Annotated in this window: 18 protein-coding genes, 1 tRNA gene and 1 pseudogene; 5 read left to right on the top strand and 15 right to left on the bottom strand. The window is 73.2% G+C overall.

From position 1 onward, the window contains the following. Positions 1–113 precede the first annotated feature (113 nt). From VGD70_RS11060 to chrA, 3 genes are all read left to right on the top strand, one after another. Positions 114–548, top strand: a complete 435-nt coding sequence (locus VGD70_RS11060) for a DUF3574 domain-containing protein (protein WP_331080746.1) — start codon at positions 114–116, stop codon at positions 546–548. A 175-nt stretch (positions 549–723) separates the two neighbouring features. Beyond that, positions 724–794, top strand: a tRNA-Cys gene (locus VGD70_RS11055). Between the two features lie 85 nt (positions 795–879). Continuing rightward, complete coding sequence (gene chrA, locus VGD70_RS11050; protein ID WP_331080745.1) at positions 880–2,247, top strand: chromate efflux transporter; 1,368 nt, start codon at positions 880–882, stop codon at positions 2,245–2,247. On the opposite strand, the gene VGD70_RS11045 is transcribed toward chrA, so the two are convergent. From VGD70_RS11045 to VGD70_RS10995, 11 genes are all read right to left on the bottom strand, one after another. Next, positions 2,244–2,420, bottom strand: coding sequence for a hypothetical protein (locus tag VGD70_RS11045; RefSeq protein WP_414637937.1), 177 nt, complete (start codon positions 2,418–2,420; stop codon positions 2,244–2,246). The two genes, chrA and VGD70_RS11045, sit on opposite strands and share 4 nt — an antisense overlap. 26 nt (positions 2,421–2,446) lie before the next feature. Next, positions 2,447–3,022, bottom strand: coding sequence for a cupin (locus tag VGD70_RS11040; RefSeq protein WP_331080744.1), 576 nt, complete (start codon positions 3,020–3,022; stop codon positions 2,447–2,449). Then, a complete protein-coding gene (gene mtnB / locus VGD70_RS11035) occupies positions 3,022–3,636 on the bottom strand; it encodes a methylthioribulose 1-phosphate dehydratase (RefSeq protein ID WP_331080743.1) in 615 nt (204 codons plus the stop codon). Before mtnB ends, VGD70_RS11040 begins: the two co-directional genes overlap by 1 nt. Further along, complete coding sequence (gene mtnC / locus VGD70_RS11030) at positions 3,633–4,343, bottom strand: acireductone synthase (RefSeq protein WP_331080742.1); 711 nt, start codon at positions 4,341–4,343, stop codon at positions 3,633–3,635. The genes mtnB and mtnC overlap by 4 nt, the downstream gene beginning before the upstream one ends. After that, entirely contained in the window at positions 4,340–5,329 is a 990-nt protein-coding gene (locus VGD70_RS11025) for a methylthioribose-1-phosphate isomerase (RefSeq protein ID WP_331080741.1), read from the bottom strand. Before VGD70_RS11025 ends, mtnC begins: the two co-directional genes overlap by 4 nt. After that, positions 5,329–6,504, bottom strand: coding sequence for an acyl-CoA dehydrogenase family protein (locus VGD70_RS11020; RefSeq protein ID WP_331080740.1), 1,176 nt, complete (start codon positions 6,502–6,504; stop codon positions 5,329–5,331). Before VGD70_RS11020 ends, VGD70_RS11025 begins: the two co-directional genes overlap by 1 nt. Next, positions 6,501–7,226 carry a nucleoside phosphorylase gene (locus tag VGD70_RS11015; protein ID WP_331080739.1) on the bottom strand — a complete coding sequence of 242 codons (726 nt, stop codon included), beginning with the start codon at positions 7,224–7,226 and terminating at the stop codon, positions 6,501–6,503. The genes VGD70_RS11020 and VGD70_RS11015 overlap by 4 nt, the downstream gene beginning before the upstream one ends. Continuing rightward, positions 7,223–8,119 (bottom strand): ABC transporter permease, encoded by an 897-nt coding sequence (locus VGD70_RS11010; protein WP_331080738.1) that lies wholly within the window; start codon positions 8,117–8,119, stop codon positions 7,223–7,225. Before VGD70_RS11010 ends, VGD70_RS11015 begins: the two co-directional genes overlap by 4 nt. A 75-nt stretch (positions 8,120–8,194) precedes the next feature. Then, positions 8,195–9,199, bottom strand: coding sequence for an ABC transporter permease (locus tag VGD70_RS11005; protein WP_331080737.1), 1,005 nt, complete (start codon positions 9,197–9,199; stop codon positions 8,195–8,197). Beyond that, positions 9,196–10,716, bottom strand: a complete 1,521-nt coding sequence (locus VGD70_RS11000; RefSeq protein WP_331080736.1) for an ABC transporter ATP-binding protein — start codon at positions 10,714–10,716, stop codon at positions 9,196–9,198. The genes VGD70_RS11005 and VGD70_RS11000 overlap by 4 nt, the downstream gene beginning before the upstream one ends. Continuing rightward, entirely contained in the window at positions 10,697–11,734 is a 1,038-nt protein-coding gene (locus VGD70_RS10995) for a BMP family ABC transporter substrate-binding protein (protein ID WP_331080735.1), read from the bottom strand. The genes VGD70_RS11000 and VGD70_RS10995 overlap by 20 nt, the downstream gene beginning before the upstream one ends. A gap of 331 nt (positions 11,735–12,065) precedes the next feature. Here VGD70_RS10995 and VGD70_RS10990 point away from each other — a divergent pair, with 331 nt between their 5' ends. Both VGD70_RS10990 and VGD70_RS10985 read left to right on the top strand, forming a co-directional pair. Further along, positions 12,066–13,496, top strand: coding sequence for a cytochrome ubiquinol oxidase subunit I (locus VGD70_RS10990; protein WP_331080734.1), 1,431 nt, complete (start codon positions 12,066–12,068; stop codon positions 13,494–13,496). After that, the gene (locus tag VGD70_RS10985) at positions 13,493–14,497 is read left to right on the top strand and encodes a cytochrome d ubiquinol oxidase subunit II (RefSeq protein WP_331080733.1); all 1,005 of its coding nucleotides are present in this window, start codon (positions 13,493–13,495) and stop codon (positions 14,495–14,497) included. Before VGD70_RS10990 ends, VGD70_RS10985 begins: the two co-directional genes overlap by 4 nt. Before the next feature lie 186 nt (positions 14,498–14,683). Here the strand turns inward: VGD70_RS10985 and VGD70_RS10980 are convergent. The 4 genes and pseudogenes from VGD70_RS10980 to VGD70_RS10965 all read right to left on the bottom strand — a co-directional run. Further along, positions 14,684–15,763: pseudogene (locus tag VGD70_RS10980) on the bottom strand (DUF2254 domain-containing protein); the annotation flags it as partial. Positions 15,764–15,782: 19 nt separating this feature from the next. Continuing rightward, positions 15,783–17,600, bottom strand: a complete 1,818-nt coding sequence (gene ctaD, locus VGD70_RS10975; RefSeq protein ID WP_331080732.1) for a cytochrome c oxidase subunit I — start codon at positions 17,598–17,600, stop codon at positions 15,783–15,785. 100 nt (positions 17,601–17,700) lie between these two features. Beyond that, positions 17,701–18,801, bottom strand: a complete 1,101-nt coding sequence (locus VGD70_RS10970) for a zinc-binding alcohol dehydrogenase (RefSeq protein WP_331080731.1) — start codon at positions 18,799–18,801, stop codon at positions 17,701–17,703. Further along, positions 18,788–19,771, bottom strand: a complete 984-nt coding sequence (locus VGD70_RS10965; protein ID WP_331080730.1) for a Gfo/Idh/MocA family oxidoreductase — start codon at positions 19,769–19,771, stop codon at positions 18,788–18,790. Before VGD70_RS10965 ends, VGD70_RS10970 begins: the two co-directional genes overlap by 14 nt. Between the last annotated feature and the right edge of the window lie 17 nt (positions 19,772–19,788).

The following is a 19,788-nucleotide window of genomic DNA, read 5'->3' as shown; positions in this document are numbered from 1 at the left end:
GCGGTACGGAGCAGTCGAGCGAAGTGTGTCACGGCACGTAGGGCCACGAGAATGAACGCCACGCCTACGTTTGGGCTAATCCGATTGTGCGTCGCGCACAGTTGAATGAGCCCATGACGACACGACGCACCGCCATCGCGGGCATGGTCACCGCCCTCGTGCTGGGCCTGACCGGCGCCGGGACCGCGGCCTCCGCCGCGCCCGACACCACCGCCACCGACGCCACCGCCGTCCCTGGGGACGCCTACAAGCGCACCGAGCTGTTCTTCGGGGGCAGCACGCCCGACGGCGGCGTGATCACCCCGGCGGAGTTCGAGCTGTTCCTCGACAAGGAGGTCACGCCGGCCTTCCCGGACGGGCTGACCTGGGCCGAGGTGCACGGCCAGTGGATGGGCGGCAAGGAGGACTCCTACCTGCTGATCATCCTGTACCCGTACGGCGACCGGCAGGCGAACCGGGAGATCGAGGAGATCCGCACCGACTACAAGAGCCAGTTCGCGCAGGAGTCGGTGCTGCGCGCGGACAGCACCGAGCGCGTCTCCTTCTGACCGCTCCCCCGCCCCGGCGGCGCGTCCCCCGGGCGCGCCGTCGGCGCCGATGTTACGCGGGAAAGCGTTGTGCCAACGCGACTTCTCACTCTCCGGGACCACGCGGCAACCCGGTTGACCGTGCCATCGGCGAGGAGCAGTGTCCTATCGGCACGTACCGGCCACGGCCGGACGTGGCGAAGTGGCCGAGAGGACAGGCAGGGGCCTGCAAAGCCCTCCACGCGGGTTCGAATCCCGTCTTCGCCTCGAAAAGGGGTCAGCCGCGGGACCTGGCGGCGCGGCCCGGTCGATGTGGACGCCGGCCGGATGCGACCACGGTTACATTCAGCGGGTGGACACCGAGACCCGGGACGTCATCCCGCTGCGCACGGCGACCAAGGCGTGGTTCCTGATCTCGCTGCAGACCTTCGGCGGCCCGGCCGGCCAGATCGCGGTCATGCAGCGCACGCTCGTCGAGGAGAAGCGCTGGATCGGCCAGCAGCGGTTCCTCCACGCGCTGAACTACTGCATGCTCCTGCCCGGCCCGGAGGCCCAGCAGCTCGCCACCTACGTCGGCTGGCTGCTCAACGGCCGCCGCGGCGCGCTCATCGCGGGCAGCCTGTTCGTCCTGCCGGGCATGCTCGCCCTGCTCGCGCTGTCCGCGATCTACGTGGCCTTCGGCGACACCACCGCGGTCACCGCCGTGTTCGCCGGCCTGGCCCCGGCGGTGGTCGCGATCGTGGCCCAGGCCGTCGTGCGGGTCGGCCGGCGGGCGCTGCGCGGCCGGGCCCTGGTCGCGGTCGCCGCCGGCGCGTTCGTCGCGCTGGTCCTGTTCGGGGTCCCGTTCCCGGCCGTCATCGCGGCCGCGGCGGCGATCGGCTGGGCGCTGGGCCGGTTCGCGCCCGGCGCCGTGGCCACCCCCGCCGACAAGCGGCCCACCGATGACGAGCCGGCGCCGCTGATCTCCGACGACGCGCTGCACGACGAGCCGCCCTCCGCCCGCCGGAGCCTCACCGTCCTCGCGGTCGGCCTGCTGGTCTGGGCGGCGCCGATCCTGGCCGTCGCCGTGCTCACCGGCGCCGGCAGCACGCTCACCACGCAGGGCTGGTTCTTCTCGGGCACCGCGCTCGTCACCTTCGGTGGCGCCTACGCGGTCCTCGCGTTCGTCGCCCAGCGCGCGGTCGAGGTGTACGGCTGGCTCTCGGCGGGCGACATGGTCCGCGGGCTCGCGCTGGCCGAGTCCACCCCCGGGCCACTGATCATGGTCGTGCAGTTCGTCGCGTTCCTCGGCGCCTACGCCAACCCGGGCGGGCTCGACCCCTGGGTGGCCGGCGTGCTCGGCGCGCTGCTCACCACGTGGGTGACGTTCGTGCCGTGCTTCCTGTTCATCCTGCTGGGCGCGCCGTACGTGGAACGCCTGCGGCACAACAAGGTCCTGTCCGCCGCGCTCACCGGCATCACCGCCGCGGTGGTCGGCGTCATCGCCAACCTCGCGCTCTACTTCGCGCTGCACACGCTGTTCAGCACGATCCGGACGCACGACCTCGGCCCGCTGCACCTGGCGTTGCCGGTACTGACCGACTTCCGCCCGGTCGCCGCCGCGATCACCGCGATCGCGCTGGTGCTGGTGTTCGCCCTGCGCTGGCCGATGCTGCGGATCCTGGCGGTCTGCGCGGGCCTCGGCGCCGCGGCCGCGCTGCTCGGCCTGCCCGTCGCCTAGGCGCCGTCAAGGAAGGTTCGCCCACGTTTCTCGGCGGCGCAGCCGACCGCCGGCCGCGAGCCGACGAACGCCTGCCGGGAGCTGACCTCGATCATCAGGTCGCGGATGGACAGGCTCTTCGCGGCGGCCAGCGCACGCCACTTCGCCGCGGTGCCAAGGGGATCGCGGTTCATGCGCACGCTCGCCCGGCCCTTCGCGCCTACCTTGTTGCCACGAGCGTGTCGAAGTCGGCGAAGGAGTCGGCGGGCCGGTCGCCGGTGAAGTTGCCCACCCAGCCTTCGTCGTCGTGGAAGAACCGGATGGCCACGTAGTCGGGCCGGGTGCCCATGTCGAACCAGTGCGTCGTGTTGGCGGGCACGCTCAGCAGGTCGCCCGCCTCGCACAGCACCGCGTACACCTTGCCGTCGACGTGCAGGTAGAAAGCGCCGGCGCCGCGGGCGAAGAAGCGGTCCTCGTCGTCGTCGTGGGTGTGCTCGGCGAGGAACTTCTGCCGCGCCTCCCCGGCCTTCGCGGCCCACTCGGGGTCGTCGGACGGCGTGAGGTACAGGGCGTCGACGAGCACGTAGCCCTCGGTGTCGACCACCCGTCGCACGTGCTCGGCGTACGCGGCGAGAACCTCGTCGGAGGTCGGCTCGGCGGGCAGCCCCTCGACCACCGGCCAGCGGTCGAACCGCACGCCGAGCCGCTTGAGCTCGGCGGCGATCTCGTCGCCGTCCTCGGTGTGGACGAGGGCGATGTCGGGATCGTCGTCGGCCCACACGGTAAGCAGCGTCATCACAGTCCCCTTTCCGCACCGTCGATACTCGTCCCGACGGCGAACCTGAGCAACCATTCCAGGCATTCGAGCCGGTGCCGGGCCTGGCGCAGGTCCGCGCCCCACACGTAGACGCCGTGCCGGGCCACGATCAGCGCCGGCGTGTCCGCCCGGTAGGTGCGCTCGAACGCGTCGCCGAGCACCCGCATGTCCTGGCCGTTGCCGATCACCGGGACGGTGACGAGGTCGTCGTGCGCGGCCCGGCCGAACCCCTTGAGCATCTCCAGGTCCCGCAGCGGCACCCCACCCGGCCACCGCTGCGCGGCCAGCACCGGGGCGAGCGCGTGCACGTGCACCACCGCGCCGGCCCCGGCGACCGCGGCGATCCGCGCGTGCAGCCCCGCCTCCGCGGACGGCACGCCGGCCGACACCGCGGCGCCGGCCTCGTCGACCACCACCACGTCGTCCTCGGCCAGCTCCCCCTTGTCCAGCCCACTCGCGGTGACCGCCAGCCGCAGCGGGTCCCGCTCCAGCGTCACGGACAGGTTGCCCGAGGTGCCCCGCATCCAGCCCATCGCGGCGTACCTGGCGGCCTCCGCGGCAAGCGCCCGGCCGGCTTCCACCAAAACCGTCATGCCATCACCACCGCCAGCTCCTCGAACGTCGCGACCGTCCGGTGTGGACCGAAGTCGGCGTCGCCGAACGGCTCGCCGGGGCGGGCCACGCCGACGGTCTGCCAGCCGGCGGCCGCGGCGGCGTGCAGCTCGGCCGGCACGTCGGAGAGGAACACCACCCGGGCGGGGTCCGCGCCGAGTGCCGCCACGATGGCCCGGTACGACGGCTCCTCCTTCTTCGGCCCGGCGTTGACCGTGTCGAAGTGGCCGTCGAACAGGTCAGTCACGTCGCCGTCGGTGGTCCGCGAGAACGACGCGACCTGGCCGGCGACCGAGCCCGAGGAGAACACCGCCAGCCGCAGCCCCGCGCCGCGCCAGCTCCGCAGCGCCGGGGCGACGTCCGGGAAGAACTCGGTCGTCAGCTCACCTGCCGCGTAGCCGCGCTGCCAGACCAGGCCCTGCAACGTCTTCAGCGGGGCGATCTTCTGGTCGGCGTCCATCCACCCGTGCAGCACCGCGACGACCTCGCCGGTGCCGGCCGACGGGCTCAGCCCGCCCAGCGCGCGGATCTCCGCGACCGCGGCCGCGACCTCCGGGTCGTCGCCGTGCTCGTCGACCCACGGGCCGAGCCGGGGCCGGGCGTAGTCGTAGAGCACGACGTGCACCTGGCTCGTGGCGGTGAGCGTGCCCTCGATGTCGAGGACCACCCAGTCGGCGGCGATCGTCACGGCTCCTCCTCGTAGTAGCCGGCCAGCGCGTGCGGGTCGAACGCGCCCCGGTCGGTGACCACCGTGGTGACGAACCGCGGTGGGGTGACGTCGAAGGCCGGGTAGTGACCACGGATCCCCGGATGCACGACGCCTGCCGCGGTGAGCACCTCGGCGCCCGCCCGGTACTCGATCGGCACGTCGGCCGCGGTCGGCGCGAGCCGGTCCGGTGCCTGGACCATGGCCAGGAACGGCACGTCGTAGGCGTGCGCGGCGACCGCGAGCCCGAGCGTGCCGATCTTGTTCACCACGTGACCGTCCATCGTGACCCGGTCCGCGGCGGTGACCAGCGTGTCGACCCGGCCCGCGGCGAGCACGGCGGCACCCGTCCCGTCGGTGATCAGCGTGGTCTCCACCCCCAGCTCGGCCAGGGTCTCCGCGGTCAGCCGGGCACCCTGCAGGTACGGGCGGGTCTCGGTGCAGTGGAACGCGAGGGTCTTGCCGGCCCGGCGCGCGGCCGCCACCAGCTCGACCAGGTAGAGGTCGGCCCAGCAGTGGGTGAGCACGGAACTGTTGGCCGGCAGCAGGTCGGCGGTGAACGCGCCGAGCGCGCGGCTGCGCGACCGGTAGCGCTCGTCGCCCGCCCGCGCGCCGGCGAGCGCGGACCCGACGAGGTCGTTCTCGTCCACAGTGGACAACACGGCGTGCACGGCCTTGCGGAGGTGGTTGTTGGTCCGCCGGGTGGCGATCAGCCGCTCGCCCGCCCGCTCGAGGTAGGCCAGCGGTTCGGGCTCGTGCTCGGCCTCGCGGGCGGCGAGCACCATCGCCCACAGCGCGGCGAAGTACGGCCCGGACGACTGGGTGACCATGTCCTCGATCGCCGTGGCCACCTCCTCCACCGTCGCGCAGCGCACCCACTCCCGCCGCGCCGGGAACACCCGCCGGTCGAGGATGTGCACGCCGTCGTCGGCCAGCCGCACGCTGTCGGCCAGGATCGGCAGGTCCATCAGCTGTACCCCGTGTGCGCGGGATGCTCGCCGGTGAGGAGGTGCGCGCCCACCTCGCGTGCCTTGTAGGCGACCGGGTCGTGCAGGGTCAGCGTGCGGGCGTTGCGCCAGAACCGGTCGAAGCCGTACTTGTTCCCGGTGGCCCGGGCGCCGACGAGCTCGAACACCTTCGTCGTCACCTCGTTGGCCACCCGGGTGGCGACGACCTTGGCCGCGGAGATCGCCACGGCCGCCTCGCCACGCTCGGCCGCCGTGAGGTCCGCGCCGCGGTCGAATGCCTCGCCCAGCGCGGCGGCCGCGATGTCGGTGAGCGCCCCGGCCGCGCGGGTCTGCGCGACCAGCTCGCCGTACCCGGCGAGGATGTACGGGTCGGCCACCGCCGAGTCCACACCGGACAGTGGCCAGGCCCGGGTGCGGGTCCTCGTGTAGCCCGCGGCCTCGGCCAGCGCGCCCTCGGCGGTGCCGACGTAGACCTGGCTCAGCATCAGCTGGAACGCGATCGCGGCGAGCGAGAGCCGGACCGCGCCGGGCGTGGTCTCGTCGTCGGGCTGGGCACCGAGCACGTCGTCGCCGGCCACCCTCGTGTCGTCGAACACCACGCCGCCGCTCGCGGTGAGCCGCTGGCCCAGGTTGTCCCAGTCACGCTGGGGGTGCACGCCCTTCGCGTGCGCGTCGACGGTGAACGTGAGCTTCTCGTCGGTGTCCGTGCGGGTCGCGCTGACGACGAGCCGGTCGGCGACGCTCGCCCCCGTGGCAAAGGACTTGCGGCCGTCCACCCGGAAGCCGCCGGCCACCGGCGTGAGCCGCAGGGCGGCGTCGAGCGGGTTGCTCACCCCGGCCCAGAACCACCCGCCGTCGACCGTGCCCCGCTGCAGGCGCTCGACCACGTCGGGCCGGTCGAACAGCTCGGTGCGCCACAGCTGCAGGTAGTGGTAGCCGAGGAGATGGCCGATGGAGGCGTCCGCGGCGGCCACGATCCGGGTGGCCGTGTTGGCCGCGAGCCAGCCCGCGCCCTGGCCACCGCGCTCGCCCGGCACGAGCAGCGTGAGCAGCCCGGAGCCGCGCAGCAGGTGGATTTCGCCGACGGGCTCCGCGCCGGCCCGGTCCCGCTCGGCCGCGTCGTCGCGCAGGGTCGCCGCGAGCCGCTCGGCCGCCTTCTGCCAGCTCTCGGTCATGTCAGCGCCACCAATGCGTCCAGCGCCACCCGGCTGCCGGCCGCGACCCCGTCGGCCACCACCTGCCGGTGCGGGTCGTAGGCCGTGGGATCGGCATTGTCCACAGTGGCGTCACCGTCGACGACCAGCACACCGCCCGCCCGCAACCCGCGCAGCCCGGCGAACACCAGCAGCGTCGCCAGCTCCATCTCGATGGCGATCACCCGGGCGGCGAGGTAGTCACGCATCGGTAGGTCGCGCACCATCGGGCTGAACGCGGCCCGGGTCCACACCACGCCCCGGTGGGTCCGGGTCCCGTGCGCGGCGGCGGCCCGGTCGAGCGCGAGGACCGCCTCCGGGGTGGCGAACGCGGGGTACTCGGGATGGATCAGCTGCTGGGTCACGCCGTCGTCGCGCACCGCGGCCTCGGCGATCACCAGGTCGCCGTCGGCGATGTCCGCGCGCAGCGCGCCCGCCGTGCCGAACCGGACGAACGTGTGCACCCCGGCCTCGGCAAGCTCGCCGAACTGGCAGAGCGCGCCGGGGCCGCCGACGCCGTGCGAGGACACCACCACCGGCACGCCCCGCCAGCCGCCTCGGTAGCTGCGGTACTCCCGGTTCTGTCCGATGAGGACGGAGTCGTCGAGCAGCCCGGCGACCGCGGTAGCCCGGTCCGGGTCGCCCACCACCAGCGCGTGCCCGGGCAGACCGGTGCGCGGGATCGTGGTGATCGGCAGGGTCATGTGCTCCTCCTGGTTCGTCGAAGGCGCCCGCTGGAGACGAACAGCGCGAGCAGGGTCACCACGTACGGCGCCGCGTCGGTGGCCTGCTGCGGCAACCCGATGCCCTGCAACCGGAAGCCGAACGCCTCGGCGAGGCCGAACAGCACCGCGGCGGCGAGCACCCCGGCCGGCAGCGCCCTGCCGAGCAGCACCGCGACCACCGCGATCCAGCCCCGGCCGGCCGTCATGTTCTCCGAGAACAGCGTCACGTTGCCCAGCGCGAGCTGCGCGCCGGCGAGCCCGCACAGCGCGCCGCCGGCGAGGATCACCCCGTACCGGTACCGGCTGACGCTCACCCCGAGGCTGGCCGCCGCCTCCGGCCGCTCGCCCACCCCGCGCAGCCGCAGGCCCCACGGGTGGCGGTAGAGCAGCACCGCGAGCCCGGCGACCGCGAGCCAGGACAGGTAGCCGAGCGCCGAGTGTCCGGAAAGGACGTCGCCGAGGAACGGGACCCGGTCCAGGCCGGGGATGTCGACCGGATCGAGGCCGGCGAGCGCGGGGTCGCTGAACGTGCCGCGGGTGCCGAACACGGTCCGGATGAGGAAGCTGGTGAGCCCGACGGCGAGCAGGTTGACCGCGACCCCGAGCACGATCGGGTCGCCGTCGAAGGTCACCGTGCCGATGGCGAGGATGAGCGAGTACGCGGTGCCGGCGACCATCGCGGCGAGCACGCCCAGCCACACGCTGCCGGTGTACCAGCTGCCCGCCACGCCGGCGAAGCAGCCGACGAGCATGGTGCCCTCGAGGGAGATGTTGAAGACCCCGGCCCGCTGGCACAGCGCCCCGGCGAGCGCGGCGAACAGGATCGGCGTGAGCGCGCCGAGCGCGGAGGAGAACAGCGCCGCGTCGATCATGACGCCGCCTCCGCGGCGAAGAGTACGTCGGCGGTCATGACGCCGCCTCCGCGGCGAAGAGTACGTCGGCGGTCATCATGCCGCGCTCCTTCGCCTGCGCAGCAACCCGGTCGTCGCGGCGAGGAAGACGATCAGCACGGCCTGCAGGATCGCGGTGAGCTCGCGCGGCACCTGGGTGGCCCGCTCCATGGCGAACCCGCCACTGGTGAGTGCGGCGAAGAACACCGCCGCCGCCAGTGTCCCGAGTGGACTCGCGGCGGCCAGCAACGCCGCCAGCAGGCCGATCCAGGTGTACTGCGGGGTGATCAGCGCGCCGTCGATGAACCGGTACGGGAAGCCCAGCACGACCACCGCGCCGACCAGCCCGGCGAGCCCGCCCGAGCAGGCCAGCAGGCGCAGCGTCAGCCGGGGCCGGTCGATCCCGGCGTACTCGGCGAACCGCGGTCCCCAGCCGGTGACCCTGGCCTCGAACCCGGCCGGGGTGCGCGCGTCGACCACCGCGTAGACCGCGACCGCGGCGACGATCAGGAACAGACCGACGGTGAGCCCGCTCCCGCCGAGCTGCGGCAGCCGCACGTCCGGGGGGAGCTGACCGCTCTGCGGCAGGCTGGATCCCGGGTCCCGCATGGGAAAGCGGACGAGGTAGGCGGCGAAGGACATCGCCGGGTAGCTCAGCAGCAGGGTGGTGACGAGCAGCGGCACGCCCAGCCTGGTCTCGCACAACGCCGCCGCGGCCGCGTAGACCCCGCCGGCCAGCGCCCCCGCGACCAGGGCCGCGACGACCCCGAGCGGGCCCGGCACGTGCAGGCCGACCGCGACCGCGCTGATCGCGCCCAGCACCAGCTGCCCCTCGCCGCCGAGGTTGACCAGGCCGGCCCGCAGCGGGATCGCGAGCGCGGTCGCCATGCCGACCACCGTGACCGCGTAGGCCAGCGTGTCCTGGATGCCGTCCGGCCCGAACGCGCCCTCGACGATGGCCGCGTAGGCGCTGAGCGGGTCGGCCCCGGTGGCGGCGAGCAACCCGGCCCCGAGAACGAGCGCGGCGACCACCGTGACGCCGACGGTGCGCACGTCCCTCACGGGGCGACCCCGGCCATCGCCAACCCGATCGCGTCCGCGTCCGCCCCGGCCTTCGAGAACTCGGCCACCACCCGGCCCTCGAACATCACCAAGATCCGATCCGCCAGCCCCAGGATCTCGCTCAGCTCCGCCGACACCAGCAGCACCGCGTGCCCCGCGTCGCGGTAGGCGATCAGCTCCGTGTGGATGCCGACCACCGCGCCGATGTCCACGCCGCGGGTCGGCTGCTCGACCAGCAGCACCGGCGCCTCGTGGGTGAGCTCCCGGCCGAGGACCGCCTTCTGCTGGTTGCCACCGGACAGCGTGCGCATCGGCGCCGCCGGGCCGGACGCGCGGACGCCGAACCGCTCGATGACGCGCTCGGCGTGCCGGCGGATCGCGGCCGCCCGCAGGAGTCCCCTGTGGACCAGCGGGGGCCCGCGGTGGAAGCCGACCGCGAGGTTGTCGGCGAGGCGGGCGCCCGGTGCGGAGCCGACCTCGGCGCGGTCCTCGGGGAGGTGCGCGATCCCGGCGGCCCGCCGCTCCCGCACGCCGAGCCCGCCGATGTCCCGCTCCCCCAGCACGATGGCACCGGCGGCGGGCAGGAGGCCGGCGATGGCCGCGACCAGCTCGGTCTGCCCGTTGCCCGCCACCCCCGCGATGCCGACGATCTCGCCGGCGCGCACGGACAGCGACACGTCGTCGAGCACCGGCCGGCCGTCGCCGTGGACCGTCAGGCCGTACACCGCCAGCGCCTCCGCACCGGGCCGCCCAGCGGGGTACACCCGGTCCAGGTCGACCTCGCGGCCGGTCATCGCGGTCGCGAGCGCGGCGCGGCCGGTGGCGGCGGTGGGCCCGCGCATGGTCACCCGCCCGTCCCGCAGCACGGTCACGTTGTCGCTGACCGCCTCCACCTCGTGCAGCTTGTGGGTGACGAGCAGCACCGGGTGCCCCTCGGCGGCCAGGTCCCGCAGCACCGCGAAGAGCCGGCCGGTCTCGGCCGGAGTGAGCACGGCCGTCGGCTCGTCCAGGATCAGCACCCGGGCCCGCCGGTAGAGCAGCTTGAGGATCTCGACCTGCTGGCGCACCCCGACCGGCAGGTCGCCGACGCGGTCCCCCGGCCGCAGCCGCAGCTGGTGCCGCTCGATCAGTTCGGCGACCGCGGCCCGCGCCGCCCGGCGGTCCAGCAGCCCGCGCCGGGTCGGCTCCGCGCCGTAGACCACGTTGTCCACCACCGACAGCGAGTCGAACAACGCGAAGCCCTGCTGCACCATGCCGATCCCGGCGGCGATGGCCTGCGCGGCGGAGGCGAACGACACCGCCCGCCCGGCCAGCTCGATCGCACCCTCGTCCGGCCGCACGAGCCCGTAGAGGATCGCCATCAGCGTGGACTTTCCGGCGCCGTTCTCCCCCATCAGCGCGTGGATCTCGCCGGCCGCCACGGTGAGGTCGACGTGGTCGTTGGCGAGCACCGCGCCGAACCGCTTGACGATGCCGCGCAGCTCGACGGCCGGCGGCTCAGGCCTGTGCTGGGTCATCGATGGTGATCGTGCCCGCGGTGATGTCGTCGCGCAGCTTCGCCACCTGCTCGAGGACGTCCGGGTGGTCGGCGATGAGGCACTTGGAGCTCTCGACGCCGGGCTGCAGCCCGGTCAGCGAGATGCCCTCCTCCTCGACGCCGTAGGAGCGGGCCTTGCCCTTCTTGCCGTCGAGGATCGCGGAGACGCCGTCGGAGATCACCACGTCGGTCCGCTTGATCACGTTGTCCACGACCTGGCCGGGGCTCGCCGGGCACTGGTTCGCGTCCACCCCGAACGCGAAGATGCCGTGCTCCTTGGCCGCCTCGAACACGCCGAGGTTGCCCGACGCCGACGCCGCGCCCATCACGTAGTCCACGCCCTGGCCGGCGAGCGTCGCGGCCAGTTCCTTCGCCCGGCCCGGGTCGTTGAACGGGTTCGAGCCGCCGATGAACAGCGGGCTGAGCGTGGTGGCGGGCTTGACCTTCCGCGCGCCCTGGCCGAACGGGTCGGAGTAGCGGTGGAACTGCGGGGTGTCGAGCGCCACCACCGCGCCGACCTTGCCGGACCTGCTGAGCAGCCCCGCCTCGGCGCCGGCGAGGTAGACGCCCTCGTACTCGCGGAACACCGCGCAGGTCACGTTCGGGTAGGGCTTGGCGGTGCACGAGTCGACGAACAGGAACTGCTGGTCCGGGTGCTGCTCGGCCTGCTGGGCGAGCACGTCGGCGAAGTTGAACCCGACCGCCACGATCACGTCCGGCGCGTCGCGCACCGCGGCCGCCACGTTCTGCTGGAGCGAAGCCGGGTCGGTGCTCTGGTAGACCTTCTGGCTGCCGTCGTGCTCCTTGGCCGCGTCCTCCACGCCCTTGACCGCCAGCCGCAGGAAGTCGTTGACCCCGACCGGGTTGGGCGTGACGAGCACGAGGGACGGGCCGTTCCCACCGCCGTCGCCGCCTGGTGAGTTGGCCGCCGCGTTGCAGCCGCTCAGCAGCACGGCACCCACAGCGAGCAGGCCGGCCAGCCGGGATCTCGGAGCCATCGCAGTCCCTCCCACACCGATCAGAGGTCGCCCGTCCGGCGCGACCTCGCGAGCGGAGACTAGAAGGCGCGTCCATCATCCGGCCACTTCGCCCACCAGCTGGGACGACCAGGTCGATCCGCCCACGTCGGGCAGCAGGGGGAGCTTCTCGCATGGCGGGCGGCGCTGACCTTGGCAGATACCGGTCGGGCTCATCGAAAACGTGGCGCGTCCATGATTTTCGGCTGGCCGGTTAGCGGTGCGGTTCCGGGGTAGCCCGGCTCCTTCGCGGGGAGGAGCTGACCATGGGCGAGGCGACGGGACCGGCCGGTCCGCAGCGGGGGAAGGGGCCGTGAGCTGGGTGCACCCCGTGCTCGCGGCGGCACCGGCGGACCTGGTGGCCGCACGGTCCCAGATGGCGTTGTCGCTGGGCTGGCACATCGTGATCGCGTGCTTCGGGGTCGGCATGCCGGCCATCACCGTGTTCTCGGAGTGGCGGTCCCTGCGCACCGGTGAGGACGCCTACGGGCTGCTGGCGCATCGGTGGGCGAAGTCGATGGGCGTGCTGTTCGCGGTGGGCGCGGTGTCGGGCACGATCCTGAGCTTCGAGATGGGCGTGCTGTGGCCGGGCCTGATGTCCACCTACGGCCAGGTGATCGGCCTGCCGTTCACCCTCGAGGGCTTCGCGTTCTTCCTCGAGGCGATCTTCCTCGGCATCTACCTCTACGCGTGGGACCGGCTGCCGCCGCGCGTGCACCTGCTCACCGGCATCCCGGTGTGCGTGGCCGGGGTGGCCTCCGCGTTCTTCGTCGTGAGCGCCAACGCGTGGATGAACCAGCCGCGCGGGTTCGACCTCGACCAGGGCCGCGTGGTGGACGTCGACCCGTGGGCCGCGATGTTCAACCCGGCCACTCCCCCGCAGACCGTCCACATGATCCTCGCCGCGTTCATGGTCGCCGGGTTCGGCATCGCGAGCGTCTACGCGGTCGGGATGCTGCGCGGGCGCCGGGACCGCTACCACCGGCTGGGCTTCCTCGTGCCGTTCACCGTCGCCGCGATCATCACCCCGATCCAGATCGGCGTCGGCGACTGGGCCGGCAAGTTCCTCGCCGTGAACCAGCCGGCCAAGCTCGCGGCCATCGAGGGCGTGTACCGGACCGCGAACGGGGTGCCGCTGCACATCGGCGGCGTCTACGTCGACGGCCAGCTGCGCTACGCGCTGGAGATCCCCGACGGGCTGTCGCTGCTCGCGCACTGGGACCCGCACGCCAGGATCATCGGGCTCGAGGAGTTCCCGCCGGCCGACCGGCCACCGGTCAACGTCGTGCACTGGTCGTTCCAGATCATGGTGGCGCTCGGGTTCGCCCTGCTCGCCCTGTCGATCTGGCTGCTCGTGGTGTGGCTGCGCCGCCGCCGGATGCCCTCGTCGCGCTGGTTCCTGCGGGCGGTGGCCTGCTCCGGGGTCGCGGCCGTCATCGCGCTGGAGGCCGGGTGGACCACCACCGAGGTCGGCCGCCAGCCGTGGATCGTGTGGGGACACCTGCGGGTCGCCGACGCGGTCACGCCGGTGCCGGGGCTCGTCGGCGGGCTGGCCGCGGTGACGGTGGTGTACGTCCTGCTGACCGTGGCGACCGTGTTCGTGCTGCGCCGGGTGGGCAAGGCACCGCTCGCGCCACAGCAGCAGCCGGCGCCGGACGAAAAGGGGCCCGACGAACAGGGGCCGGACGGTCAGGGGCCGGACGGTCAGGCACCGGACGACCAGGCCGAGAGGGTCGAGCGATGAGCACCGCCGACTGGCTGCTCGTAGTGATGTGGACCGGGCTCACCGCCTACGTGCTGCTCGGCGGCGCCGACTTCGGCGGCGGGTTCTGGGACCTCGTGGCCGGCGACGTCCGCCGCGGCGAGCGCCAGCGCAAGCTCATCGAGCAGTCCATCGGGCCGGTGTGGGAGGCCAACCACGTCTGGCTCATCTTCGTCCTCGTGCTGTGCTGGTCGGCGTTCCCGGCGGTGTTCGCCTCGGTCGCGTCCACCGGCTACCTCCCGCTCACGCTCGTCGCGCTCGGCATCATCGCCCGCGGCTCCGCGTTCGCGTTCCGCAACACCATCACCGAGCTGGGCTACCGGCGGCTGTTCGGCACCGCGTTCGCCGCGTCCTCGGTCCTCACCCCGTTCTTCCTCGGCACGGTCGCCGGCGGGATCGCCTCCGGCCGCATCCCGCTCGGCATCGCCGCCGGTGACATCGTGACGAGCTGGTGGAACCCGACCTCGATCCTCGCGGGCACCCTGGCCGTGGCCATCGCCGCCTACCTCGCCGCCGTGTACCTCTGCGCGGACGCCCGGCGCGCGGGCGCCGCGGACCTGGTGACCGCGTTCCGCCGGCGGGCGATCGGCGCCGCGCTCGTGGCGGGGGCGCTGGCGCTGGCCGGCATCCTCGTGCTCCACGCCGACTCGCCGCGGCTATTCGACGGGCTCATCGGCACCGCGCTACCCGTCGTCGTGCTTTCCGCGGCCGCCGGCATCGCGTCGATGGCCGTCCTCGCGGCCCGGCGCTTCGTGCTTGCCCGGGTGTGTGCCGGCGTCGCGGTCGCCGCGCTGCTGTGGGCCTGGGCGCTCGCCCAGTACCCGGTCATGCTCCTGCCCGACACGACGGTGGACCGCGCCGCGGCGCACCCCACGGTGCTTCGGGTGCTGCTGATCTCCGTCACCGTCGGCGCCGTGCTGCTCATCCCGAGCCTCGTGTGGCTCTACACCCTCTTCCAGCGGCGGCCCGCCCGGATCGGCTGACCAGGCGGCGGCGAGCTCGAGGTCCGGGCCGGAGCCGATGCCCTGGTGGTCGCTGACGAGAGCCGCCTCGACGTCCGCGCGGTCGGGGTAGGAGCGCTCGACGGCCGCGGTGAGCAGGGTCAGCTGGCGGTCCAGCGCCGGGCGCCGCTCCGCCGGCACGACGGTCCGGAGATCCTCGAGCACCGCCCGGATGCGGCGGGGCACCTGCGGCGACGCGGCCCCCGCGAGGCGCAGCTCGTCGAACGCGAGCCGCACGAGGCCGTCCCAGCTGATCGACCGCTCGACGAGCCGGACCTCGCCGTCCGCGTCCCGGAGCCGGCCGTCCGGGAACGGGCGCGGGGCGATCTGGCGCAGGCAGTCGTGCAGCCGGTCGATCACCATGACGGCCGTGGTCGGGTCGGTGAACGGCTGCGCCAGGCAGCGCTCGCCGATGTCGACCAGCTCGCGGAAGCCGTAGGTCGGGTCGTCCTTGTGCTTGCGCTCGTTGCCGAGGATCACCAGGCCGCAGACCTTCGCGCGGTCGAGCCGCCCGGCGTCGCCGTGGATCCGGAACAGGTCGGCGCCGGCCGGGACGAAGTCGCCCAGCATCGGCACGAGCTCGAGCGCGCACCCGGCCTGCCGGGCGGCTTTGACGAGTCTCCTGCGGTCGAGGTCGCAGACGATCCCCGGCTCGGCCGCGGGGATGACGGCGGGGTCGGCCCGCGGGGGCCGGCCGGCCGGGTAGCACCGGTCGAGCTGCACCCGCAGCTGGTCGCTGACCAGGTCGATGAGACCCGCGGCGCGCAACGAGTTCCCCGAGCTGTGGATGTAGAGGAACAGCGTCACGATGCTGGCGAACATCAGCAGGTAGGCGGTGAGCACGGTGATGCCGGGCACCGCCCCGCTGTCCACCGCCTGCACCTCGCGCAGCGCCAGGATGGCGAAGGTGAAGGTGGCGGCGAAGAGGCCGAACGTCAGCTGGCTGCTCCGGTCGTGCAGCAGCGCACGCACGATCCGCGGGGAGAACTGGCCCATCGCCAGCTGCACGGCCACCATGGTGATGGTCAGCACCAGGGTGGTCATCGTGATCATCGCCGAGGCGACGGTGCTGAGGATCGCGCTCGCGGCGCTGGCGCTGCCGGTGATCGACCGGGGTATGAGGTGGTCGCCGTAGTGCCGGTCGATCGCGACCGTCACGAGCGACAGCAGGAACGCGGCGAGGACGACGAGGAGCGGCAGCAGCCACAGCTTCGCGCGGACGCGGTGTCGGAACTCGAGTGACAGCATGGCATCTCCTGGCCGCGCGTCAGCTGTCGCGCGGGTCGTCGGCGCCGTCCTGGCCACCGTCCTGGCCACTGTCCTGGCCACTGTCCTGGCCACCGGGCCCGCCGGCCTCGGTGGCCGCCGCGGCCACCTCCGAGGGCGCGGGTGGTCGCCGCTGACCGCGCCCCGGATGTTGTCGCGCCTCCTCGCGGAAGCGCTCGACCATGTGCGGGTAGTGCAGCTCGAACGCGGGGCGCTCGGAGCGGATCCTCGGCAGTTCGGTGAAGTTGTGCCGCGGCGGCGGGCTCGACGTCGCCCACTCCAGGGAGTTGCCGAAGCCCCACGGGTCGTCCGCGCCGGCCGGGTCGCCGTAGCGGTAGCTGCGGAAGACGTTCCAGAGGAACGGCAGCACCGACAGGCCGAGGACGAACGCGCCGACCGTCGAGATCGCGTGCAGCGTCGTGAACCCGTCGGACGGGAGGTAGTCGGCGTAGCGGCGCGGCATGCCCTCGGCGCCGAGCCAGTGGTGCACCAGGAACGTGGTGTGGAAGCCGAGGAACGTGGTCCAGAAGTGCAGGCGGCCCAACCGCTCGCTCATCATGCGGCCGGTCATCTTGGGGAACCAGAAGTAGATCCCGGCGAACGTGGCGAACACGATCGTGCCGAACAGGACGTAGTGGAAGTGGGCCACCACGAAGTAGGTGTCGTGCACGTGGAAGTCGATCGGCGGCGCGGCGAGCAGCACCCCGGTGAGCCCGCCGAACAGGAACGTCACGAGGAAGCCGAGGCTGAACAGCATCGGCGTCTCGAACGTCAGCTGGCCCTTCCACATCGTGCCGATCCAGTTGAAGAACTTGATGCCCGTCGGCACCGCGATCATGAACGACAGGAACGAGAAGAACGGCAGCAGCACCGCGCCGGTGGCGAACATGTGGTGTGCCCACACGGTCATCGACAGCCCGGTGATGGCGATGGTCGCGAACACCAGGCCCTTGTAGCCGAACAGCGGTTTTCGGCTGAACACCGGGATGATCTCGCTGACGATGCCGAAATACGGCAGGGCGACGATGTAGACCTCCGGATGGCCGAAGAACCAGAACAGGTGCTGCCACAGGATCGAGCCGCCGTTGGCCGGGTCGAACACGTGCGCACCCAGCACCCGGTCGGCCAGCAGCCCGAAGAGTGCCGCGGTGAGGATCGGGAAGGCCAGCAGCACCAGGATCGAGGTGAAGAAGATGTTCCAGGTGAAGATCGGCATCCGCCACATCGTCATCCCGGGTGCGCGCAGGCACACGACGGTGGTCAGCATGTTCACCGCGCCGAGGATCGTGCCCAGGCCGCTGAGGATCAGCCCGACCGCCCACAGGTTGCCGCCGACGCCGGGCGAGTACTCCGCGCGCGACAGCGGGGTGTAGGCGAACCACCCGAAGTCGGCCGCGCCGCCGGGGGTCCCGAAGCCCGACACCGTCACCAGCGCGCCGAACAGGTACAGCCAGTACGAGAGCGCGTTCAGCCGCGGGAACGCGACGTCGGGCGAGCCGATCTGCAGCGGCAGCACCACGTTGGCGAAGCCGAACACGTTCGGCGTCGCGTACAGCAGCATCATGATCGTGCCGTGCATCGTGAACAGCTGGTTGTACTGCTCCGTGGAGAGGAACTGCAGCCCCGGATACCCCAGCTCGCCCCGCATCAGCAACGCCATCACGCCACCGATGAGGAAGAAGCCGAACGACGTGATGAGGTAGAGGACCCCGATCTGCTTGTGGTCCGTCGTCTGGAACACCCGCAGGAGCGCCGAGCCGCGCAACCCGCGCCGGGTGACCGCGGTCGGCACGGCGACCGGCCTCAGGTCGACACTCACGATGGACCCCCTCGTGGACGCGACGGGCGAGTGCCGGAACTACCCGCCCGGACGAGGCACAAACCGGTCCCGCGAAGGTCGTTTGCCGGCTGCCGGCCCGTCACGACTCGCCGAAGGTGAACACCGCCTGCATCGCGTGCCGGCGCCGGTCGGTGAGGTCGGCGAGGAGTCCGGGGGCCTGCTCGATCGGGACGAGGTCGGTGACGAGCGTGGCGGCGATCGCGGCGCCCTCGACGCGCAGGAGGTCGATCGTCTCGGCGGAGAGGCGTTCGCGGTCCCAGAGGTGCCCGAGGCCACGCGGTACCCGGCCGATCTGCGCGCACCGGATCGCGAGCCCGTTGTGGTGGAACTCCTCGCCGAGCCGGACCTCACCCGCGCCGCCGGGGTAGAAGGCGAGGTCGATGACCGTGCCCTGCGGGCGCAGCAGCCGCAGCGCCAGCCCGAGGCTCGCCGACCGGCCGCGGCACTGGAACACCACGTCGGCACCCCGGTCCCGGGGCGCGTGCGGCCACCGGGCCTTCAGCTCGACGGCCGGGTCCGCCGCGTCCGGGTCGAGCGTGTCGAGGCCGAGCGCGGCCGCGGCCGCGCGGCGCCGGGGCGTGGGCTCGACGAGCACCACCTCGGCCGCGCCGTGGAAGCGGGCGAACAGGGCGGTGAGCATCCCGACCACGCCGCCCCCGGTGACGGCGACCCGGCGCCCGCGGACGCCGTCGCCGAGCTCGCGCACGTCGGTGCCGTGCAGCTCGGCCGCCGCGTGCAGCAGGCCGTTGGCACAGATCGGGCCCATGTGCGCGACGTAGATGCCCAGCAGCGGGTCGAGGTCGGCGGGCAGCGGCACGACGCGGTCGACGAGCGGGTCGCCCCGGTACCCCGAGCGGTGGCCGTAGGTCATGGCGACCGTGGCGCCCTCCGCGACGCCGGCGGACCGGCTGGCGGTGACGGTGGCGACCTCCATGTAGCCGAGCTTGCGGACCGGGTAGCCGGCCTCCGCGCCGGGCTGGAACAGCCCCAGGTCGGCGTCCCACCGGGAGGTGAGAAACGGGTTGGTGCCCTTGAAGAAGCTCAGCTCGGTACCGGCGGACAGTCCACTGTAGATGGTGCGGGCGTGGAAGGTGCCGTCGCTCGGCGGCGCGGCCGGGTGGGTGCGCACCACCGCGCGCCGGGGTGCCTCGATCATCAGGGTCCGCTCAGATCCGGGCATGGGGCTCCGTCCCGAGAAGGACCGGCCGCCGGGTCGCGGCCGAGGTGGAGATCGCGCAGGCGAGCCGGTGGGTGCGTAACGCCTCGGCGTAGGGGACCCGGACGGCCGCCGCCCGGCCGAGCACCGCGGCGACGAACGCCTCGTCGGCCGCGCGCTTGGCCACGTCGGGGTTCACCGACCACCAGCGCGGGTCGGCGTCGCCCTCGCGGGCCAGCATGCCGTTCTCGGCCAGGCTCAGCTCGAAGCCGTCGGCGTAGAGCTCCAACCCGGCGCGGTGCTTGCCCCGCAGCACGCACGTGGCGGCCAGCGTGCCGACCGTGCCGCCGGCGAAGCGGAGCACGGCACCCGTGGCCGCGTCCACGTCGGCGCCCGGGCCGGGTGCCTGGCCGCCGGCCATCGCGCACACCTCCTCGACCTCGCCGACGAGCAGCCGGGCCAGGTCGAGCACGTGCACGGCCTGCTCGACCACCTGGCCGCCGGACTGCTCCCGGTGCGTCCACCACGGCACCGGCGGCACCTTGTCCAACCAGGAGCCGAGAACCAGCCGCACGGCCCGGCCCTCCAGCAGCCGCTGGGCGGACCGCACGGTGGCCGCGTACCGCCAGTGATGGCCGACCGCGGTGGTGACCCCGGCCCTGGTGACGGCCGCCGACACGCGGTCGGCGGTGGGCTCGTCCAGGCCGAGCGGCTTCTCCACGAACATGGCGAGGCCCGCGCCGACGACGGCCTCCTCGATCGGGCCGTGCGCGACCGGCGGCACGCACACGTAGACCGCGTCGAGGTCGGCGGACAGCAGCTGGGCCAGTCCCGGGGCGGCCCGCATCCCAAAGGCGCTGGCGAACTGCTGGCACCGGTCCGGCACCGGGTCGGTGACCGCCACCAGGCGCACGTCGCCGAGCTCGCCGAGCATGCGGGCATGCCTGGCCGCGACGCCGCCCGCGCCCACGAATCCGATCCGACAAGCGGTCATCTTCCTCACCTGCCGCG

Source organism: Actinophytocola sp., from assembly GCF_036402745.1.
Taxonomy (GTDB): domain Bacteria; phylum Actinomycetota; class Actinomycetes; order Mycobacteriales; family Pseudonocardiaceae; genus Actinophytocola.
Note: the sequence above shows the minus strand (reverse complement) of the source record. Positions and strands in the feature narration are given on the sequence as shown.